The sequence below is a fragment of the Falsiruegeria sp. JB4-1 genome (genome assembly GCF_055693495.1).
The window spans coordinates 67,367-85,189 of record NZ_JBVFTZ010000003.1; the positions used below are offsets into that span (position 1 = coordinate 67,367).

General features: G+C 56.9%; 13 protein-coding genes and 4 pseudogenes. 11 read left to right on the forward strand and 6 right to left on the reverse strand.

Annotated features, from left to right (window positions below; genetic code table 11):
• The first annotated feature begins 1 nt into the window (after nt 1).
• From ACZ1HE_RS23390 to fcl, 6 genes are all read left to right on the forward strand, one after another.
• Complete coding sequence (locus ACZ1HE_RS23390; protein ID WP_472625115.1) at nt 2-715, forward strand: YjbH domain-containing protein; 714 nt, start codon at nt 2-4, stop codon at nt 713-715.
• Nucleotides 618-2,219 (forward strand): YjbH domain-containing protein, encoded by a 1,602-nt coding sequence (locus tag ACZ1HE_RS23395; protein WP_472625117.1) that lies wholly within the window; start codon nt 618-620, stop codon nt 2,217-2,219. Before ACZ1HE_RS23390 ends, ACZ1HE_RS23395 begins: the two co-directional genes overlap by 98 nt.
• Nucleotides 2,220-2,295: 76 nt before the next feature.
• Complete coding sequence (locus ACZ1HE_RS23400) at nt 2,296-2,901, forward strand: YjbF family lipoprotein (RefSeq protein WP_472625119.1); 606 nt, start codon at nt 2,296-2,298, stop codon at nt 2,899-2,901.
• A 127-nt stretch (nt 2,902-3,028) separates the two neighbouring features.
• A complete protein-coding gene (locus tag ACZ1HE_RS23405; protein WP_472625121.1) occupies nt 3,029-3,265 on the forward strand; it encodes a hypothetical protein in 237 nt (78 codons plus the stop codon).
• A 396-nt stretch (nt 3,266-3,661) separates the two neighbouring features.
• Nucleotides 3,662-4,783 (forward strand): GDP-mannose 4,6-dehydratase, encoded by a 1,122-nt coding sequence (gmd, locus tag ACZ1HE_RS23410; RefSeq protein ID WP_472625123.1) that lies wholly within the window; start codon nt 3,662-3,664, stop codon nt 4,781-4,783.
• Nucleotides 4,784-4,787: 4 nt separating this feature from the next.
• Complete coding sequence (gene fcl / locus ACZ1HE_RS23415) at nt 4,788-5,762, forward strand: GDP-L-fucose synthase (protein WP_472625125.1); 975 nt, start codon at nt 4,788-4,790, stop codon at nt 5,760-5,762.
• 111 nt (nt 5,763-5,873) lie between these two features.
• On the opposite strand, the gene ACZ1HE_RS23420 is transcribed toward fcl, so the two are convergent.
• Nucleotides 5,874-6,908, reverse strand: a complete 1,035-nt coding sequence (locus ACZ1HE_RS23420) for an NAD-dependent epimerase/dehydratase family protein (RefSeq protein WP_472625127.1) — start codon at nt 6,906-6,908, stop codon at nt 5,874-5,876.
• Between the two features lie 29 nt (nt 6,909-6,937).
• Nucleotides 6,938-7,922 (reverse strand): annotated as a pseudogene (gene galE / locus ACZ1HE_RS23425) (UDP-glucose 4-epimerase GalE).
• A 151-nt stretch (nt 7,923-8,073) separates the two neighbouring features.
• On the opposite strand from galE, the gene ACZ1HE_RS23430 reads away from it, so the two are divergent.
• Nucleotides 8,074-8,427 carry a hypothetical protein gene (locus ACZ1HE_RS23430; protein ID WP_472625129.1) on the forward strand — a complete coding sequence of 118 codons (354 nt, stop codon included), beginning with the start codon at nt 8,074-8,076 and terminating at the stop codon, nt 8,425-8,427.
• 162 nt (nt 8,428-8,589) lie between these two features.
• On the opposite strand, the pseudogene ACZ1HE_RS23435 reads toward ACZ1HE_RS23430, so the two are convergent.
• Nucleotides 8,590-9,764: pseudogene (locus ACZ1HE_RS23435) on the reverse strand (nucleotide sugar dehydrogenase).
• A gap of 46 nt (nt 9,765-9,810) precedes the next feature.
• Nucleotides 9,811-11,230, reverse strand: a pseudogene (locus ACZ1HE_RS23440) (mannose-1-phosphate guanylyltransferase/mannose-6-phosphate isomerase).
• A gap of 530 nt (nt 11,231-11,760) precedes the next feature.
• On the opposite strand from ACZ1HE_RS23440, the gene ACZ1HE_RS23445 reads away from it, so the two are divergent.
• From ACZ1HE_RS23445 to ACZ1HE_RS23455, 3 genes are all read left to right on the forward strand, one after another.
• Nucleotides 11,761-12,567: a hypothetical protein gene (locus tag ACZ1HE_RS23445; protein ID WP_472625131.1), complete on the forward strand. Its 807-nt coding sequence runs from the start codon at nt 11,761-11,763 to the stop codon at nt 12,565-12,567.
• Nucleotides 12,548-13,783, forward strand: a complete 1,236-nt coding sequence (locus tag ACZ1HE_RS23450; protein ID WP_472625133.1) for a calcium-binding protein — start codon at nt 12,548-12,550, stop codon at nt 13,781-13,783. The genes ACZ1HE_RS23445 and ACZ1HE_RS23450 overlap by 20 nt, the downstream gene beginning before the upstream one ends.
• Before the next feature lie 123 nt (nt 13,784-13,906).
• Nucleotides 13,907-14,884: a glycosyltransferase family protein gene (locus ACZ1HE_RS23455; RefSeq protein WP_472625135.1), complete on the forward strand. Its 978-nt coding sequence runs from the start codon at nt 13,907-13,909 to the stop codon at nt 14,882-14,884.
• Between the two features lie 15 nt (nt 14,885-14,899).
• Here the strand turns inward: ACZ1HE_RS23455 and ACZ1HE_RS23460 are convergent.
• Together ACZ1HE_RS23460 and ACZ1HE_RS23465 are read right to left on the reverse strand one after the other, a co-directional pair.
• Nucleotides 14,900-15,569: pseudogene (locus ACZ1HE_RS23460) on the reverse strand (ABC transporter ATP-binding protein).
• A gap of 5 nt (nt 15,570-15,574) precedes the next feature.
• Complete coding sequence (locus ACZ1HE_RS23465) at nt 15,575-16,972, reverse strand: KpsE/RkpR family capsule polysaccharide export protein (RefSeq protein ID WP_472625137.1); 1,398 nt, start codon at nt 16,970-16,972, stop codon at nt 15,575-15,577.
• Between the two features lie 47 nt (nt 16,973-17,019).
• On the opposite strand from ACZ1HE_RS23465, the gene ACZ1HE_RS23470 reads away from it, so the two are divergent.
• Nucleotides 17,020-17,820, forward strand: coding sequence for an ABC transporter permease (locus ACZ1HE_RS23470; protein WP_472625139.1), 801 nt, complete (start codon nt 17,020-17,022; stop codon nt 17,818-17,820).
• Nucleotides 17,821-17,823 lie beyond the last annotated feature (3 nt).

Below are 17,823 nucleotides of genomic sequence, written 5' to 3' on the forward strand. Positions count from 1 at the left end.
AGTGACGACTTCAAAAACCAATCAGAGCAACCTCGTGCCCTTCGATCGAACATCCAAATCGCTGATGCGTGCGGTCGGCGCAGCATGGGCTGCCTGCATTGTATTGGCAAACCCGGTATACGCACAGCAGTCACCGGAACCCAGCTTCACCCCTTTGCCTCCGCCAAGTTTGAACTTCTATGGCAACCCGGGCCTGATCGACATGCCTACGGGCGAATCCCTGCCGGATGGTCATTTCACCACGACGGTGTCGAATTTTGCAGGTCAAAGCCGGTTCACCCTGACGTTTCAGGCAACGCCCTGGATGTCAGCCAGTTTTCGGTACAACGGTATCGAAAATCTGAATCAATTCGGGTTTTCAACTTATTACGACCGCAGCTTTGACGTTCGTTTCCGGTTGCTCAAGGAGAGCCCCTATCGCCCGGCAATTGCCTTGGGGCTACAGGATTTTGCAGGAACCGGGATTTACTCGGGCGAGTATATCGTCGCGACCAAGACCTTCGAAACCAAGGCTCTGGGACGGTCCAAAACACCCGGACGCCTGAAGGTAACTGCAGGGCTGGGGTGGGGCCTAGCTGGGAACCCATGGCTCGATCGGATCCTTTGGCACGCGCCCCGTGTTCGACGGCTCAAGCAGCGTTGGTGGCGAGTTGTCCGTGGACCAGTGGTTTCGCGGCCCCTTTGCCCCCTTTGGCGGGGTCGAGTGGCAGGTTAACGACAGGCTGGGGCTGAAGGCCGAATATTCGTCAGATGCCTATGTGCTGGAGACCCAGACATCGAATGTGTTCGAGCGGCGATCGTCGTTGAATTTCGGCGTTGAATACCAAGCGTCCGAACGCACCCGGATCGGGGCCTATTACCTTTATGGCTCCAGCTTCGGGATCAGTGCACAGATCCAGCTCAACCCCAAGTATCCGGTGACGCAACCCTATGCGCCCGCGCCGTACCCGATCGCACCTCGCCCGGATCGGGCAACCAGTCCCGAGTTATGGCAAACCAACTGGGCCGAAAGCCAGAGCGCCCGTTTGACCGTGCGGGACGTGTTGTCCAAGCAACTGGCACAGTACAATCTGACCCTGGAAACCATCGATATCACGGCTTCCACCGCTGAATTGAGATTCCGCAATCATACCTATATGGCCGAGGCGCAGGCCGTGGGGCGTGCAGCCCGGGCAATGGCGCATGTTCTGCCTGCATCAGTCGAAACCTTCCATCTGGTTCCCGTGTCAAACGGCATGGGCCTGTCGACGACGACGATACGGCGGTCTGATCTTGAAGCTCTGGAGTTCGCTCCCCAGGCGACCGAGGCCCTGCTGGCGGTCACCGGATTCTCAAGCGCTCCTCCCGTCTCGGACAGCGCCCTGACAGGGCCAGAGCTCTATCCTGCATTCAGCTGGGCGGTTACACCCTATTTTGCTCCGGCCTATTTCGACCCGGCACGCCCCTTCCGTCTGGACGTTGGTGTAGATTTCGGAGCAACCTACCGCCCGGCGCCAGGTTGGGTGATTTCCGGCAAGCTGCGCCAACGTCTTGCCGGAAACACGGCCGATGGGCGTCGCTCAGGTTCAAATTTGCCGCCCGTCCGTACGGATCAGGTTGAATATGCTCAGTACGACACCACGCTGAACCAACTCTATGTTGCAAAATACTGGCGTCCGGGTCGCGATCTCTATGCCCGGGTGACTGCGGGGTATTTCGAATACGGATACGGCGGTCTCTCCGGAGAAGTTCTGTGGAAACCGGTCAGCAGCCCCTTGGCGATTGGTCTTGAAACCAACTATGCGATCAAGCGTGATTTTGATCAGCGGCTTGGGTTTCAGGACTACCGGATCGTGACCGGTCACCTGTCGGCCTACATGGATTTCAACAACGGGTTCCACGGGCAGATTGATGCCGGCCGCTATCTGGCCGGAGATTACGGAGCCACGTTTTCAATGGACCGGGTGTTCAACAATGGCTGGTCTGTCGGGGGCTTCTTCACTTTGACCAGCGCATCGGCAGAGGAATTTGGTGAGGGATCGTTCGACAAGGGTATCCGCTTCAGCATGCCCCTGAACTGGTTCCTGGGCAAACCATCGAAGAGATCACTTGGAACAACCGTTCGCCCGATCCAGCGGGATGGCGGGGCCAAGGTATCTATCCCCGGACGGCTCTATCAGCAGGTCCGCCCTGCGCATCGCCAGGCGCTCGGCGACAAGTGGGTGACGGTATGGGAATGACAATACGCACCCTGATCCGGCTGATGATCGTCCTGACCCTTGTGGCAGCTTGCGCGGGGGGGACGATGGTACCCCCTTGCAACTTGAAGTCATTCAATCTGTCCAGACCAGCATCGTAGAAAGACGTGCAGCAAGACAGGGCGGTGAGCGCCCGCCGGTGCGCCGGGCAGATCTGGACACAGTGGAGGGATCATTCCTCGAGGTCACTGTCGAACGCCGGGACCAGTTGGCCTATCTTTTTCTCTCCATGCAACGTGATGATGCCACTTTGGGACGCATCATGGTCTGGCGCACCGAAGACAACGTCACCATAACCACACGCAATGGCATCGTGATCGCAACCCGAGGGCTGGGAGGAGACCTGATTTCAAGCTCAGTTCAGACCCATCAGACTCAACCCGGACCCGCAACAGGTGGCGAACACGTGCAATGGGTACGTGCATTGGACAACCGTGAATTGCAGGTTTCATTTGCCTGCACTCTTGAGAATCTGGGGGCAGAGACCATCGTGATTGTTGAGCGCAAACACCCAACACAGCACTTGCAGCAGCGATGCGAAGGTGGCGGCGGGCAGATCGTCAATGATTACTGGGTGGACAGAAGCAACGGCTTGATTTGGCAATCCAAACAATGGGCTGGCCCAAATGTCGGCTATCTGAAGCTGCGGCGACTGACAAAATAACCACACTCGAAGCCAGACAGCAGAATGATCGGAAACTTTGACAGATTTCATGCGCAGAACGCGTTGAATTACAATTCTCTTTGAGGTAGATTGCCGTTTAAACACACTTGGATAAGGGTCCACGATTATGAAAAAGATGATTGCAATTATGACCGTCGGCCTTCTGGTATCGGCCAACGTCACTTCGGCTCAGGTTGTTGAAGCCACACCGGTCGTCGTCGGTAACACACCTGGCTTCCTGGTAGGCACTGGTCTGACCGCAGCTGCGGTAGGCGGTATCGCCGTGGGCCTCATCGGCTTGGGTATCCTCATCAGCGACGATGATGACAGCTCGACAACCACAACAACTGGTTCGGGAAGCTAAGTCGTCGAATAAGACGTCGGCATCCTGACATCATGAATTGCGAAAAGGCCGATCCTTTTGGATGCGGCCTTTTTTGTATTTGGCACCAAGAAAGCTTGCTACAAGGGGTTGTCCTGATCTCCGGGACTTGGCCCTCTCTGTGGCGGGCGACATATAAAAGTATTTATAATCAATATCTTAAAGGGATTCCTCTTTGCGGGAATCTGCCTTGTCAGGTTTCAAGAGACAGCCAAAAACACCCGCAACGCACAGCCCGAACGCCATGTTTTCGATACCGGTAATCGACTGCACTTTCCGGTATAAATTCGTTCTGGGTTGTTTCCGGCCCCTCGCCTACAGTAGGTCAAGGCCCATATCTTTCTTCGGAAAACATGAGGACAGGAGCAGATCGGTTCCATGGCAAAAACGGCACTCATCACAGGCGTAACAGGGCAGGACGGCTCCTATCTGGCAGAGTTTCTGCTGGAAAAAGGCTATGAGGTGCACGGCATCAAACGTCGTGCGTCATCGTTCAATACGGCCCGCGTGGATCACATCTATCAGGATCCGCATACCACGCAGGCCAATTTCAAGCTGCATTACGGGGACCTGAGCGACACATCGAATCTGACGCGACTCATCCAGGAGATCCAACCGGACGAGGTCTATAATCTGGGAGCTCAGTCACACGTGGCGGTCAGCTTTGAAGCCCCGGAATACACGGCGGATGTCGATGCGATGGGAACGTTGCGCCTGCTGGAAGCCATTCGCTTTCTCAAACTTGAGAAAAAGACCCGATTCTATCAGGCCTCGACGTCCGAGCTTTTTGGTCTGGTGCAGGAAACGCCTCAAAAGGAAACGACGCCATTTTATCCGCGGTCTCCTTATGCAGTGGCCAAGCTCTACTCCTACTGGATCACGGTCAACTACCGCGAGAGCTATGGCATGTATGCCTGCAACGGTATCCTGTTCAATCACGAGAGCCCCAGACGCGGCGAAACCTTTGTGACGCGCAAGATCACGCGAGGGCTGGCCAATATCGCACAAGGCCTTGAGCCATGTCTTTACATGGGCAACATCGATGCGCTGCGTGACTGGGGTCACGCCAAGGACTATGTGCGCATGCAGTGGATGATGCTGCAGCAGGACAACCCCGAAGACTTTGTCATTGCCACCGGCAAGCAATATTCGGTCCGGCAATTCATTTCCTGGTCCGCCGCAGAGCTGGGGATCACCCTTGAGTTTGCAGGGGAAGGGCTGGAAGAAACTGCGACTGTCACCGCCATTGAGGGCGAAAACGCACCCGCCTTGAAGGTTGGTGACGTGGTGATGCGCATTGACCCGCGCTATTTCCGCCCTGCTGAAGTGGAAACCCTGTTGGGGGATCCAACCAAGGCACGTGAGACATTGGGCTGGGAGCCGGAGATCACCGTTCAGGAGATGTGCGCCGAAATGGTTCGCGAAGACCTCAAGACTGCGCGGCGCCACGCTTTGTTGCAAGCCCATGGCATGGATACGCCGATCGCGCAGGAGGACTGAACCGATGCGTATTTATGTGGCCGGTCACCGCGGCATGGTGGGCGGGGCGATCCTGCGCCAGTTGCAGGCCCGCAAGCAGGCAGGCGCCGAGCTGGAACTGATCACCCGCACCTCCTCGGAGCTAGATTTGACGGATCAAGCCGCCGTGCGCCAATTTTTTGAGGATGAGCGCCCCGATCAGGTGATCCTGGCGGCAGCCAAGGTGGGGGGCATCCTTGCCAACAACAGCTATCCGGCTCAGTTCATCTATGAAAACCTGATGATCGAAGCCAACGTGATTCATCAGGCCTATGCCACCGGGGTCACGCGACTGTTGCAACTTGGCAGTTCCTGCATCTACCCCAAACTTGCCCAACAACCGATGCGCGAAGATGCCTTGCTGACTGGTGTGCTGGAACCCACCAACGAGCCCTATGCCATCGCCAAGATCGCCGGCATCAAGCTGTGTGAAAGTTACAACCGCCAGTACGGTGTGGATTATCGATCCGTCATGCCCACCAACCTGTATGGGCCCGGCGACAACTTCCACCCCGAGAACAGCCATGTTCTGCCCGCCATGATCCGCCGCTTCCACGAGGCCGTGCACAGCGAGGCGGAGCATGTCGTGATCTGGGGGACCGGCACCCCGATGCGAGAGTTCCTGCATGTGGATGACATGGCGGCAGCATCCCTGTTTGTGATGGATCTGCCCAAGGACGTCTATCAGCGTGAAACGCAGCCGATGCTCAGCCATGTCAATGTCGGGTCAGGAGTGGATGTCTCTATTCGTGAACTGGCGGAAACCGTGGCACGGGTCACCGGGTTTACCGGCGCTTTGAAATTCGACACGTCAAAGCCCGATGGCACGCCCCGCAAACTGATGGATGTCTCACGCCTGGAGCGCCTCGGTTGGGTTGCCACGATCCCGCTGAAAGACGGTGTGCAGAGCACCTATGATTGGTTTCTTGCGCAAAGTTCCGAAACACTGAGACAAGTGTAAGGTCGCCTTTAGTGTAACATATTTTTTAACATAATTCACATTATTGGGCGCTCGGAAATGACTCTGAATACGCCCTCAAAAATTTATACCTTTCACTTTTAAAACAATACCTTAAGATGCAACCGACCCAAGGGAACACGTGTCTTCCACGTCATAGTACTCCCGATACCAGTCTACGAATTTCCGCATTCCATGTTGCAGCGGTGTTCCCATTTCAATTCCGGTCAGATCATGCAGCAACCGGGTATCCGCCCAGGTCGCATGTACATCGCCAGGCTGCATCGGAAGCATCCGCATTTCAGCCTTGCGATTACAGGCCCCTTCCAACGCCGCGATGAAATCCATCAGCGCCGTGGGTTGGTTGTTGCCAATATTGACGGTCCGAAACGGGGCCACAGGGCTGAGACTGTCATGTGCACCAACTGCAACATCGCCGGGGACGGCGTCTTTCAGAGCAAGGATACCCTCGACCAGATCATCAATGTAGGTGAAATCCCGGCGCATCTTGCCATGGTTGTAAACGTCGATGGGTTCGCCCTGCAGAATGGAGCGCGTGAACTTGAAATACGCCATGTCCGGGCGTCCCCATGGTCCATAGACCGTAAAGAACCGGAACATGGTGATCGGCAAGCCATAAAGATGCGCATAGGAATGCGCCATGGCTTCGCCCGCCTTCTTGGTTGCCGCATAAAATGACATCTGGGTGTCGGTTTTGTCGGTCTCGGCGTAAGGCATTTGCGTGTTTGCGCCATACACGGAACTGGTTGATGCCAGCAGCATATGTTCAGGCGGATACGCGCGGGCGGCTTCAAGCAGTTCGAACGCGCCCAGCAGGTTGGCCTCGACATAATCCCGCGGTGCGTCGATCGAATGACGAACACCAGCCTGCGCCGCCAGATGGATCACCACGGACGGGGTGTGAGTTGCAAAGATCTCCCGCAGCACGCCGGGCGTTTCCTGTCGGGCGATCACTGGCACAAAATTCTCATCCGGCTGCAAAAGCGCATGCCGTCGTGCCTTGAGATCAGGGTCGTAATAGTCATTCAACGCATCAAGACCGACCACGCGCCAACCCATGGCCAGCAACTGCTGGCATACGTGGAACCCGATGAATCCGGCGGATCCGGTAACAAGTGCTGTTTTCATATCTGTCGTCCAAAGTAGAGGCGATGGCCCTATTTCTCGTAGCGCCCCTTGCGATGCCAACGCCAGGCATCGGAAATCATCGTTTGCATGTCCGAGCGTGACGGGAGCCAGCCCAACTCGGATTGTGCCCTGCTCGAGCCTGACACCAGTTTGGTGCAGTCCCCTGCCCTGCGCGGGCCGATCTCATAGGGCACCTTGCGATTGGTCACCAGGCGGGAATGTTCGATGACATCCATCACAGAAAACCCGCTGCCAGTGCCCAGGTTGAAATCCCGGCTTCCCTTGCCTGCCTCGAGCCATTTTAGTCCCTGCACATGCGCCTCGACCAGATCGCAGACATGGACGTAATCCCGAATGCAGGTGCCATCGGGCGTGTCATAATCCGTGCCGAACACGGTCAAGGCGTCCCGCTTGCCGTCAATCGCCTCCAGCATCAGCGGCACCAGATGTGTCTCGGGGCGGTGAAACTCGCCGATCTCGGCAGAGGGATCGGCACCGGCAACGTTGAAATAGCGAAACACCACCGATTGCAGCCCGTGTGAAGCACCGAAATCACGCAACATATCCTCGACCGCGCGCTTGGATGCACCATAGGCGTTCAGCGGCATCTGGGCCGTGTTCTCGTCCAGAACGACATTGTCGTGATCACCGTAAGTCGCACAGGTCGAGGAATAGACGAAATTGTGAACGCCTGCAGCCAAGCTGGCCTCGATCAGGTTCAGCGAGCCGCAGACATTGTTGGACCAATATTCACCCGGCTTGCTCATGGCCTCACCGACCTGGCTCAGGGCTGCGAAATGCATCACGGCTGCGGGTTTATATTTGGCAAAAACCTCGTCCAGCCGGTCGCGGTCGCGCAAATCCCCCTGCTCGAAAGGGCCAAACTTCACCGCATCCTGCCAACCCGTGATCAGGTTGTCATAGGTCACCGGCACATAGCCTAGCCGCCTTGAGCATTTTACAGGCGTGAGACCCGATGTAGCCCGCGCCGCCGGTAACCAGAATAGACGTCATGCCCTTCTCCATGGACAAAGTAGTGCAAGGTCACTGCGACACTGCCGGGTTCGGTTCCTGAGCACACTCACAAACCGAAAAGAAGTATGTGCTGTCTGAACCATTGCGGGAGAATGATCAATGCTTGTAGGGTCATCCTATAGAGAACCCAATGTTTAAGAACGGAGATGATCCTTTGGCAATTTTCCATCTGACGTACGACCTGTTGCATGAGGACGGCATTCAGCATTACCAGAAACTGCGCGAAGAACTGACCCGGTTACGAGCCCATCAGATATTGTCGAACAGTTGCCTGATCAATCTCAATATTGACGATCCTCGCAGGCTTGTCGAAGCCCTGCAGCCCCTTGTCGAAGCTCCAGATCGCCTTTTTGCAATGCGTGTTGAGCCCCAGACATACTGGTATGTGAACGCCCGCCAGAACACCAATGACTGGCTGGAGAACAACCCTCCCGTGGTCCTGGAGCAGACACAAGAGTCCGAAGAAAAACCTCAGACGCACTAATGCCCGCTGCCTAAAATTGGCAACAGACAAATCGCGACATGACAAAAAACCTCTCCGGTTCAGAACCCTGAACCGGAGTACAAAACATCAAAAACGAACCGCGCTTTCACTGCTCTGAAAAAACTGGCGAAACATCCGTTTCACGGTAAAAGCCGCTGTGGTTCAATCCGCCCCGAACAAATCCCGGGTGAATATCTTTTCCGGAACATCCGCAAGATCGTTGGTGCTGCGGTTGGCAATGATAACGTCACATTCTTCCTTGAATGCCGCGAGATCATGCACCACCCGGGATCCAAAAAGGATTCGTCCTGCATTTCCGGCTCGTAGATGATGACCTCGACCCCTTCGGCCTTGATCCGTTTCATCACGCCCTGAATCGAACTTTGGCGGAAGTTGTCCGAGCCGGCCTTCATCACCAGCCGATAAACACCGACACGCTTCGGCTCCCGCTCAAGAATCTGACCGGCGATGAAATCCTTGCGGGTGCGGTTGGCCTCGACGATGGCCCGGATCATGTTTTGCGGAATGTCCGAGTAGTTGGCCAACAGCTGTTTGCTGTCTTTGGGCAGGCAATAGCCGCCATAGCCAAAGGACGGATTGTTGTAATGTGTCCCGATCCGCGGATCCAGGCCGACCCCTTCGATGATCTGGCGGCTGTCCAGCCCATGGGTCAGCGCATAGCTGTCCAATTCGTTGAAATACGCGACCCGCATGGCGAGATAAGTATTTGCGAACAGTTTGATGGCCTCGGATTCGGCGGCATGGGTGTAAAGGGTTGGCACGTTTTCACGCAATGCCCCCTGAGCCAGCAGCCCTGCAAACTCCCGAGCCCGGGCCGAATGCTCTCCTACGATGATCCGCGACGGATGCAGGTTGTCATGCAAGGCTTTGCCTTCGCGCAGGAATTCGGGGCTGAAAATGACCCGGTCTCCACCCAACCTGTCCGACAGCTGGGCCGTAAACCCCACGGGCACCGTGGATTTGATCACGATGGTGGCGTGATCGTTTACGGCAAGCACAGCCTCAGCAACCGCTTCGACAGTCGAGGTGTCAAAGAAATTGGCATCGGGATCGTAGTTTGTCGGGGTGGCGACGATCACGAAATCGGCCTGTGCATAAGCAGCCGCTGCATCGGTGGTCGCTGTCAGGTCAAGATCATGATCGCGCAGGTACCGTTCAATGTCATGATCGACGATGGGGCTGTGACCTGCATTCAGCTGCTTGACGCGTTCAGCGTTGATGTCCACTGCCGTGACCTTGTTGTGCTGTGCCAACAAAACCGCATTGGAGAGCCCGACATATCCGATCCCGGAAACGACGATGTTCTTTCCAGACATAACTATTCCTATGTTTCTGTATCTAAGTTCTTAATTCGATTGCTGTTCAATCTCGTGCATAGACATCCGCATAGCGGATAATATCGTCCTCGCCTAGGTATCCGCCGGTCTGCACCTCAATCAAAACCATCGGCATCTTGCCAGGGTTTTCCATCCGGTGAACCGACCCCAGCGGGATGTAGACGGATTCGTTTTCGGTCACCAGTTTGACCTCGTCATCTATCGTGACCCGCGCCGTGCCTTCAACCACGATCCAATGCTCAGATCGATGGTGGTGACTCTGCAGGCTCAGCGTGCCACCTGGGTTGACCACGATACGCTTGACCTGGAACCGGTTGCCCACCACCAGGCTCTCGTACCAACCCCAGGGACGGTAATCGCGCGGCAACTGCACCGCCTGCGAGGCGTTCTTTTGCCTGAGCGCCTCGACCGCCTCCTTGACGCGCTGCGCCTGAGATTTACGAGCCACGAGAACCGCATCATTCATGGCAATCGCCACGATATCTTCCAGACCGATCCCCACCAATTCCAACCCCGGTGTTTCCGAACGAAGCAGGGTGTCGTTGCAATCGATCGCTGTCGCGCCTTCGGAACAGACATTGCCCTGCGCGTCGGGACCGCTCTCAAGCCAGACCGCGTCCCAGCCCCCAGATCCGACCACCCCGAACCAAAAGGCATCACCGCCAGATTGTGGACCTTTTCCATGAGTGCATAGTCGATCGAGATATTGTCAGCCTCGGCCCATGGCGCGGGTGCAATCCGGGTAAAACCAAGGTCGGTACCGGCCTGTGCCATGGCCGCCGTCACCGCCTGGACCATCTGGGGGGCATGTTTGCGATACGCCTCCAGTATGGCCTGCGCCGTAAACAGGAAGATGCCCGCATTCCATAGGTAATTCCCCGCCGCCACCATGTCAGACGCCCGGTCAGCATCAGGTTTTTCGACAAACCGTTCCAACGGCTGCGGGCTGTCGGCCTCGGCTTTTCCCCCGGAGCCAGCTCCAGGTAACCATAACCGGTTTCCGGACGGGTCGGGGCAATTCCAAACGTCACCAGATCTCCCTGCCGCGCACGAGGCACCGCAGCAAGAGCGGCCCGCCGGAAGTCCGCTTCATCCGGAATGACATGATCAGACGGGGCCACCAGCATCAGGGCCTCGGGATCCTTGTCGGCCAGCCACAGGGCAGCGGCCAGAACCGCAGGCGCCGTATTGCGCCCCTCGGGTTCGATGAGAATGCCCAAAGGCGCCTGTTCGACTGCCGCCAGCTGCTCTGTCACGACAAAGCGGAACTGATCCGCCGTCACCACAAGCGGCGCAGCAAAATCGGGACCGGACAACCTGCGCGCAGAGGTCTGAAAGAAGCTCTCGTCCCCCATCAGTTTTGCAAATTGCTTGGGATACGACTTTCGAGAAACCGGCCAAAGACGTGTCCCCGAGCCACCACACAGCAAAACAGGATAGATCATCTGAGTATGATACCTCTCGCAAATTCGGGCCCTTATGCGCGGATCACCGGTTGAAACGCACGCGCAAGGCATAACCACCCTTCACGACAGTCTCAAGTCGTTCCCCCTGCGCAGGGCTTCATTCCGCCACTTGGTGTGACCCACATGACGCCTGTTCCGGCTGGAACAATTTCGCCTCAAAACCGCCGAAAATTTCGGAAATTTCTTAATCACAGTCCCCGAAATCGCCACAGTTTCGCGCCGGGGCCCTTCCTCTTGCTCTCTCATTTTGGGCGCGGGAACTGGGAGGGCGCATGTGGTGCCGGATTTCGAATTCATTGCAGTCTTTGACAGGTCATCGGAGCCTCTGTCCGAAGGTCATTTCGTCGATCTGGCGACCATCGAAACAGATGGCGGATACTGGCTCTATGGGGCGACCCGGGATGGCTGGATCGGGACCTGGAACATCCCCGATAGCGGGGCCATCACACAGGTGTCCGAACGCCCTGCTGACGATGACACCGACCGGCAAAACCTGCTCAATCTTGATCTTGTGGAAACCTCTGCCGGGCTTAGCCCTGATCACTGGCGGGGTCTTTGGCCATGCCATGACCCTCTTCGACATCAACACCCAGTCAGGCGCTTTGGAAACAGATCCGACACCTCTGTCCCCCGCCACTGGTGGATATCTCACTGCCAGCACCGGTTTCAGTGCCGCGCAATACCTTTACACAGTCGAGCGCCAGTCCACACAGGTGACAGCCCATGAGTTGGGCGCAGATGGTACCTTGTCCCAAAGGGACACGCTGCAGTTTTCAGACCCGGTCACGGCCCTGACGACGGCCCGTGTCGGAGAGACCCGCTTCCTGCTGGCGGCCAACGATCAGGCCCAGACGGTCAGCAGTCATCGCCTGTATTCAAACGGGAATATCTCGGATGCCCGTGACAGTGTAGACGCCATCAACGGCCCGGGCTTTAGCAACCCAACCGCCCTGGCCGCTGCCCAGGTCGGCAATGCCACCTATGTCATTCTGGCGGCAGCAGGCAGCTCGTCGCTGAGTGTCATGGAACTGGACAGTGGCGGGCAACTGACTCCACGCGATCACATCATTGACGACCGCGACACCCGGTTTCAGGGCGTCGTGGCGATGAATGTCATCCACCGGGGCGACGATGTCTTTGTTTTGGCCGGAGGAGCGGACGACGGTGTCAGCCTGTTCTCGCTCTTGCCTGGCGGACAGCTGTTCCACCTTGCCTCCGTTGCAGACACATCTTTGAGCGCCCTGAACAACGTCGCGACCCTGACTGGACGGGCTACGGACCAGGGTTTGACCGTTCTTGCTCGGCGCCTCGGGTGAGACAGGGATCAGTCAGTTTTCGATCAACCTTGGCGATTATGGCGGGGCCAAGCGCAGCACAGCCGGTCAAACCGTTCTGCGGGGTGGTGCAGCTGACGACATCCTGATTGCCGGGGACAGCCCTGCCAACCTGATCGGCGGAGATGGCGCCGATATCTTCATCTTTGATCCCGATGCCGCAGGCGAAGATGGCGTGCTGGGGTCGATCGGGGATTTCGATCCGTCCGAAGATCAGATCGACCTGTCCGTGGTCCTGTCGCTTTATGGCATTGACGAGGTGCGGATCACCAACGGCGGGCGACAGGCCACGATTTCGATCGGCCCTTACGAACTGGACATCGATGCAGCGCCGGGCATCACCCTGAGGCCAGAACATTTCACATCAGACCTTTTGATTCAGTCCGACAGACCAATCCTGGACCCCTTGAATCATCCAAACTTTCTCAATCCCCCTCCCGAACCAGTGCTCTTACCCGGGCCAGACCCAAAACCCGAACCTGAACCCGAGCCTGAGCCCCGACCAGAACCTGAGCCAGAGCCAGAGCCGGGCATTGTTCTGCACGGCACCTCTGGGCCGGACACGCTGATCGGGTCGGATCGCGATGATTTTCTTTTTGGTCATTACAACAATGACCGCCTGGAAGGCGGGCGCGGGAACGACAAGCTGGATGGCGGATCCAACGCGGACCTTTTGCTGGGAGGCAACGGCAACGACACACTTGTGGGTGGTGACGGGAACGACGAATTGCGTGGCGAGGCCGGGGATGATGCTCTGTCAGGCGGGGCCGGAACCGACTTTCTGGTGGGCAATATCGGCGATGACGTATTGACCGGCTCGGGTCTGTCCGACCTGGTCTTTGGCGGGCCCGGAGATGATTTTGTCAACGGTGGCTGGGGCTATGACCGGATCAATGGCGGCACCGGGGCTGATCGCTTCTTTCACCTTGGAATTTATGATCACGGTTCGGATTGGGTGCAGGATTACACCGCTGAAGAGGGCGATGTTCTGTTCTTTGGCAACCCCAACGCAACAGCAAGCGACTTTCGCGTCAACCTGACTGAAACAGCCAACGCCGGGCAAGCCGGAGTAAAAGAGGCCTTTGTGGTCTACACCCCGACCGGACAAATCATGTGGGCGCTGATCGATGGCGGGGCGCAGCCTGCGCTGTATCTGGAAATTGCCGGGCAGAGCGAGACTTATGATCTGTTGGCCTGAAGAGGGTTCTACAGCGTATTGCGTTTCATCGGGTCGGATAAATCCCAATCAACACAGCACGCTCTGGCCAGTGCTTCGGGGCGGTGGTATCCAGACACGAGACGCCCTCGTGCAGAAAGATCCATGTTCCGCAAGACGATACCCGAATGGCCGCGCAACCGGTGGCGCATCCGCAGAGCGCTGCGCCGCATGCCCCATTGCCCGTTGCGGATCATCCTCAAGACCCGCAACGATCCGATCTTTCTACGCGAATGGCACAGCCATCACGCCGCAATCGTCGGGGCGGAAAACCTCATCATTGCCGACAACATGTCGGACGATCCAGACGTGATCGAGGAATTGGAAAAACTGGCGCAACAGAGCATGGTTTTCCGGTTTCACGGGTTTCACAATGCCTTGCACAAACGAGATGTCTTTGGCCCCTTTTACGAGGCTGTCGAAAGCACATGCGACTGGACCCTGCTTCTGGACACCGACGAACGTCTGATCTGGGTCGAAGGCAGAAACTGGATCGCAGACGGGCGCCTGCTGGAGCGCCTGAAAGCCCTGCCTGCGGGCATCACCGCCCTGCCCGGCCTTCTCGTCGACAATCACGGCACACACCGCGACCGCTATCTGTTTCCCCAAAACCTTGATCGGTTGGCCCCTGTTCTGCATTGGGGCAAGCTGGCCATTGCAGCGGGCTATCGCCCTCCGGGCGGCGCGCAATGCCACAACATTCAGTTTCCCGCCGATGTCTTTTCCGCTGGACTGCCACCACATCTGGTTCAACTGCATCTGAACAATCTGAATCGGGATCAGCGGCTGCGCACCAACCGCGAGAAGCTGGTCGCGCGTGGCATCTGCGCGCCCGATACACCCTATGCCGAGATTGCCAAGATCAATCTGCGCAACATCCCCAATGCCTGCAGCGTGGTGCAGCGATGCGTGCAGCAAACCGCCCGCCTGCTGTCGGACCAACCCACTCCCTCTGCGCCCACGATCCACCTGAACCCGAACGGAACGCTGGAGTTCCCCAACGTGGCGCAGGGAGAGATCTTTGACCAGCTTCAGATTGACGGGGCGGAACGGCTGATGGCGGCAATCAAGGCGCAATCCTGACGAAAGCCACCCGGTTTAATTCTTGCCGTCCCTGGCAATGATGTCTTCGTAATAGGCGATCGCATCGTCGATTTCGTCAAAATAAACCAGATCGCCATTTTCAAGGACAGCGCCCGCCTGGCACATGCGCTTGAGCATCGGCAGGCCGTGCGACACCACGATCGCCCCGCTGTCGGCCATGCGCTCCTTGAACACCTTTTCACTCTTGGCCCGGAACGCCGCATCCCCGACGCTGGTCACCTCATCCACCAGATAGGTGTCGAATTTGATGCCCATGGATGTTCCGAAGGCCAGTCTTGAGCGCATGCCGGACGAGTAACTGCGAAACGGCAGATGAAAATGCTGCCCCAGTTCGGCAAAGTCCTCGACAAAATCGATCAGGGTGTTGGTGTCAACGCCATAGACTCGCGCAACAAAGCGCACGTTCTGGGCACCGGTCAGCTCAGGGTGAAAACTCCCGGCAAATCCGACAGGCCATGAAATCGTACCCGATGACAGGATATCCCCACTATCGGGGTCCATGGTGCCGGCGACCATCTTCAGCAGGCTCGACTTGCCGAGCGCCGTTGCGGCCCAGCAAACCTACGGATACGCCGGTCGGAAAAATCGTATTGATGTTATCGGCCACAATCTTGCTGCGGCCATTCAGGTAGTACGTCTTGCTGAGATCACGTAGCCAGATCATGGCAATCAGCGACGGTCCTTGATGCTGTAATAGATCAGCACCGCAATCGCCCAACTCATCAACACAAAGGCAGCCACCAACGCCCCGATTGTCAGACGTTGGGGGAATTCCGCTTTCTCCGGCAAGGTTGGCATGATGTAGGCCGCCAGATACCGGCTGGTACGCTGTGCTTCGGCCTTGGCCGTGTCAAAAGCCGTCAGAGCTGCAAGATAGGCTTGCTCGGCAAACTGACGATCGACATTCAGCCGTTCGAATTCGCTCAGGACACTGACGAACTTGTCGCCCTCGCTAAACGAGAACTTGTTGCGTTCTGCAGCAATGCGCGCCTGAATCACTTCGACGCGCCGTGCCGCTTGGGCCACCCGCGGGTCTCCCGGTTGCGTGGTCTGCGCCAGCAGATCACCTTCGATCAGGGCTGAGGCCAATTGTTGTTGCAAGGTTCCGAGCAATCCCATCTGCCCCTGAACATCTGCCAGCGGATCCACGATACGGGTGCGATTGCGGAACTCTGCAACCGCTTCGCGGGTAACCTTGAGGCGCTCGATCGCAAGCTCCAGCTCTTCCCGCGCGTACCGGGTGGTATCCTCGCGCGCGATCGCGCTCAACTCGTTGATCATGGCCGCGCTATCATCGAAGATGGCCTGCGCGATGGCCTGCGCCTCATCCGCGGCAAAAGCCTTGACCTGCAATTCGATCATCCCCGTACCCGGGTCATAAGAAATCTTCACCATGCGGGTCCAGAAATCGACCAGATCTTCGATCGTACCGTCCGGCGCAAGAGAGAAGAACGGATCCGTCTCGTGGTACCGAGAGAACATCGCCCGAATATCCAAGCGCGCATCAACCTGCTGCACCAGTTGCTGGCTTTGGATGAACTCGTAGAGAATGTCGGTGTCAGAGGAACTGGAACTCGACAGCTGTGTTATTCCGCCCAAAAGTTCGACCGCGGAGCTGGATTCTTCCTTGCGGACCACAAAACCCAATGTAGAGGCATATTGATCCTCGGCCCGGTCCACCAGATAGGCCCAGACCAGCCCTACCGGCAAAATCACTAAAAAAATGAAGCTGAGAATCAGCATCATATGCCGACGGCGCCTGTGTGCGGGCTGCGCCGGAGGCTTGACCGGCTTCCTTGCCGCCGCAGGCTGCGCGGGTTTCGTCGGTACCTTGACCGGTATGTTGGTCGGTTTTGCAGGGGCAGACTTTTTGGTCGCGACCTCGGTCGTCTTGGGCGCCTCTTTAGCGGGATCCTTGGCCTGATCTTTCGCAGCAGGCTTTGCCTTTTTGGGGTCTTGCGACTTGTCCTCCGCCGTTTCCACGGCGGGCTTGGCCTGAGATTGTTTTTCTGACAAAAGACACTCCGCTGGCTGACGCCATTTGCGCTGCAATTCGAGTTGCTTCATAACCAGTCTTCGAAAAGACAGCAATCCCACTCGCTTTGAGGCTCACCATGGAATCAACCTCCGTTCCGCGTCGTCCGAGGTCCTTTGGGACCTGGCGCACGATCAGTGCGCTGATGCTTCGGGAAATGGCGACGACCTATGGTCGGTCCCCCGGTGGTTACCTGTGGGCCATTCTTGAACCTGTCGGCGCCATTGCCATTTTGACCTTTGCTTTCAGCCTACTGTTTCGATCCCCATCCCTGGGTACGAACTTTCCGCTGTTTTATGCGACCGGCTACCTTCCTTTTGGGCTCTATGCAGCCCTGGCAACCAAAGTCGCCCAGTCCATCCGCTTTTCGCGTCCTTTGCTGGCCTATCCGAGTGTCACCTATGTCGATGCGCTGTTGGCGCGCTTCATTCTGAACCTGCTGACCCAATTGCTTGTTTTCTACATCGTGATGACTGGGTTACACATCGCCTACGACGTGCATACAATTCTTGAACCCACAGCCATCATGCTCAGCATTGCCATGGCCGCCGCACTGGGATTTGCGGTGGGGGTCATGAACTGTTTCCTGATGTCGGTCATACCAATATGGGAACATGTCTGGATGATCGTGAATCGGCCATTGTTCATTCTGTCGGCTGTCATGTTCATCTATGAAGACATGCCAAATTTTGCTCAGAGTATCTTATGGTACAATCCACTGGTCCATGTGACAGGTGTGATGCGAACCGGATTTTATCCAACTTATGACGCGACTTATGTCTCTTTGCCCTTTGTGTTCGGCGTCGCTTTGGTTGTTTCAACTGTTGGATTGATCCTGTTGGGCCGATATCACCGTCACATCCTGAACGAAAAAACCTGAAGT

Bases quoted from the DNA above. Each gene is read 5' to 3' on its own strand.
- ACZ1HE_RS23405 (WP_472625121.1), top strand. From the start codon at position 3,029: ATGAAAAAGATGATTGCAATTATGACCGTCGGCCTTCTGGTATCGGCC.
- gmd (WP_472625123.1), top strand. From the start codon at position 3,662: ATGGCAAAAACGGCACTCATCACAGGCGTAACAGGGCAGGACGGCTCC.
- fcl (WP_472625125.1), top strand. From the start codon at position 4,788: ATGCGTATTTATGTGGCCGGTCACCGCGGCATGGTGGGCGGGGCGATC.
- ACZ1HE_RS23420 (WP_472625127.1), bottom strand. From the start codon at position 6,908: ATGAAAACAGCACTTGTTACCGGATCCGCCGGATTCATCGGGTTCCAC.
- ACZ1HE_RS23430 (WP_472625129.1), top strand. From the start codon at position 8,074: ATGTTTAAGAACGGAGATGATCCTTTGGCAATTTTCCATCTGACGTAC.
- ACZ1HE_RS23455 (WP_472625135.1), top strand. From the start codon at position 13,907: ATGTTCCGCAAGACGATACCCGAATGGCCGCGCAACCGGTGGCGCATC.
- ACZ1HE_RS23465 (WP_472625137.1), bottom strand. From the start codon at position 16,972: ATGAAGCAACTCGAATTGCAGCGCAAATGGCGTCAGCCAGCGGAGTGT.
- ACZ1HE_RS23470 (WP_472625139.1), top strand. From the start codon at position 17,020: ATGGAATCAACCTCCGTTCCGCGTCGTCCGAGGTCCTTTGGGACCTGG.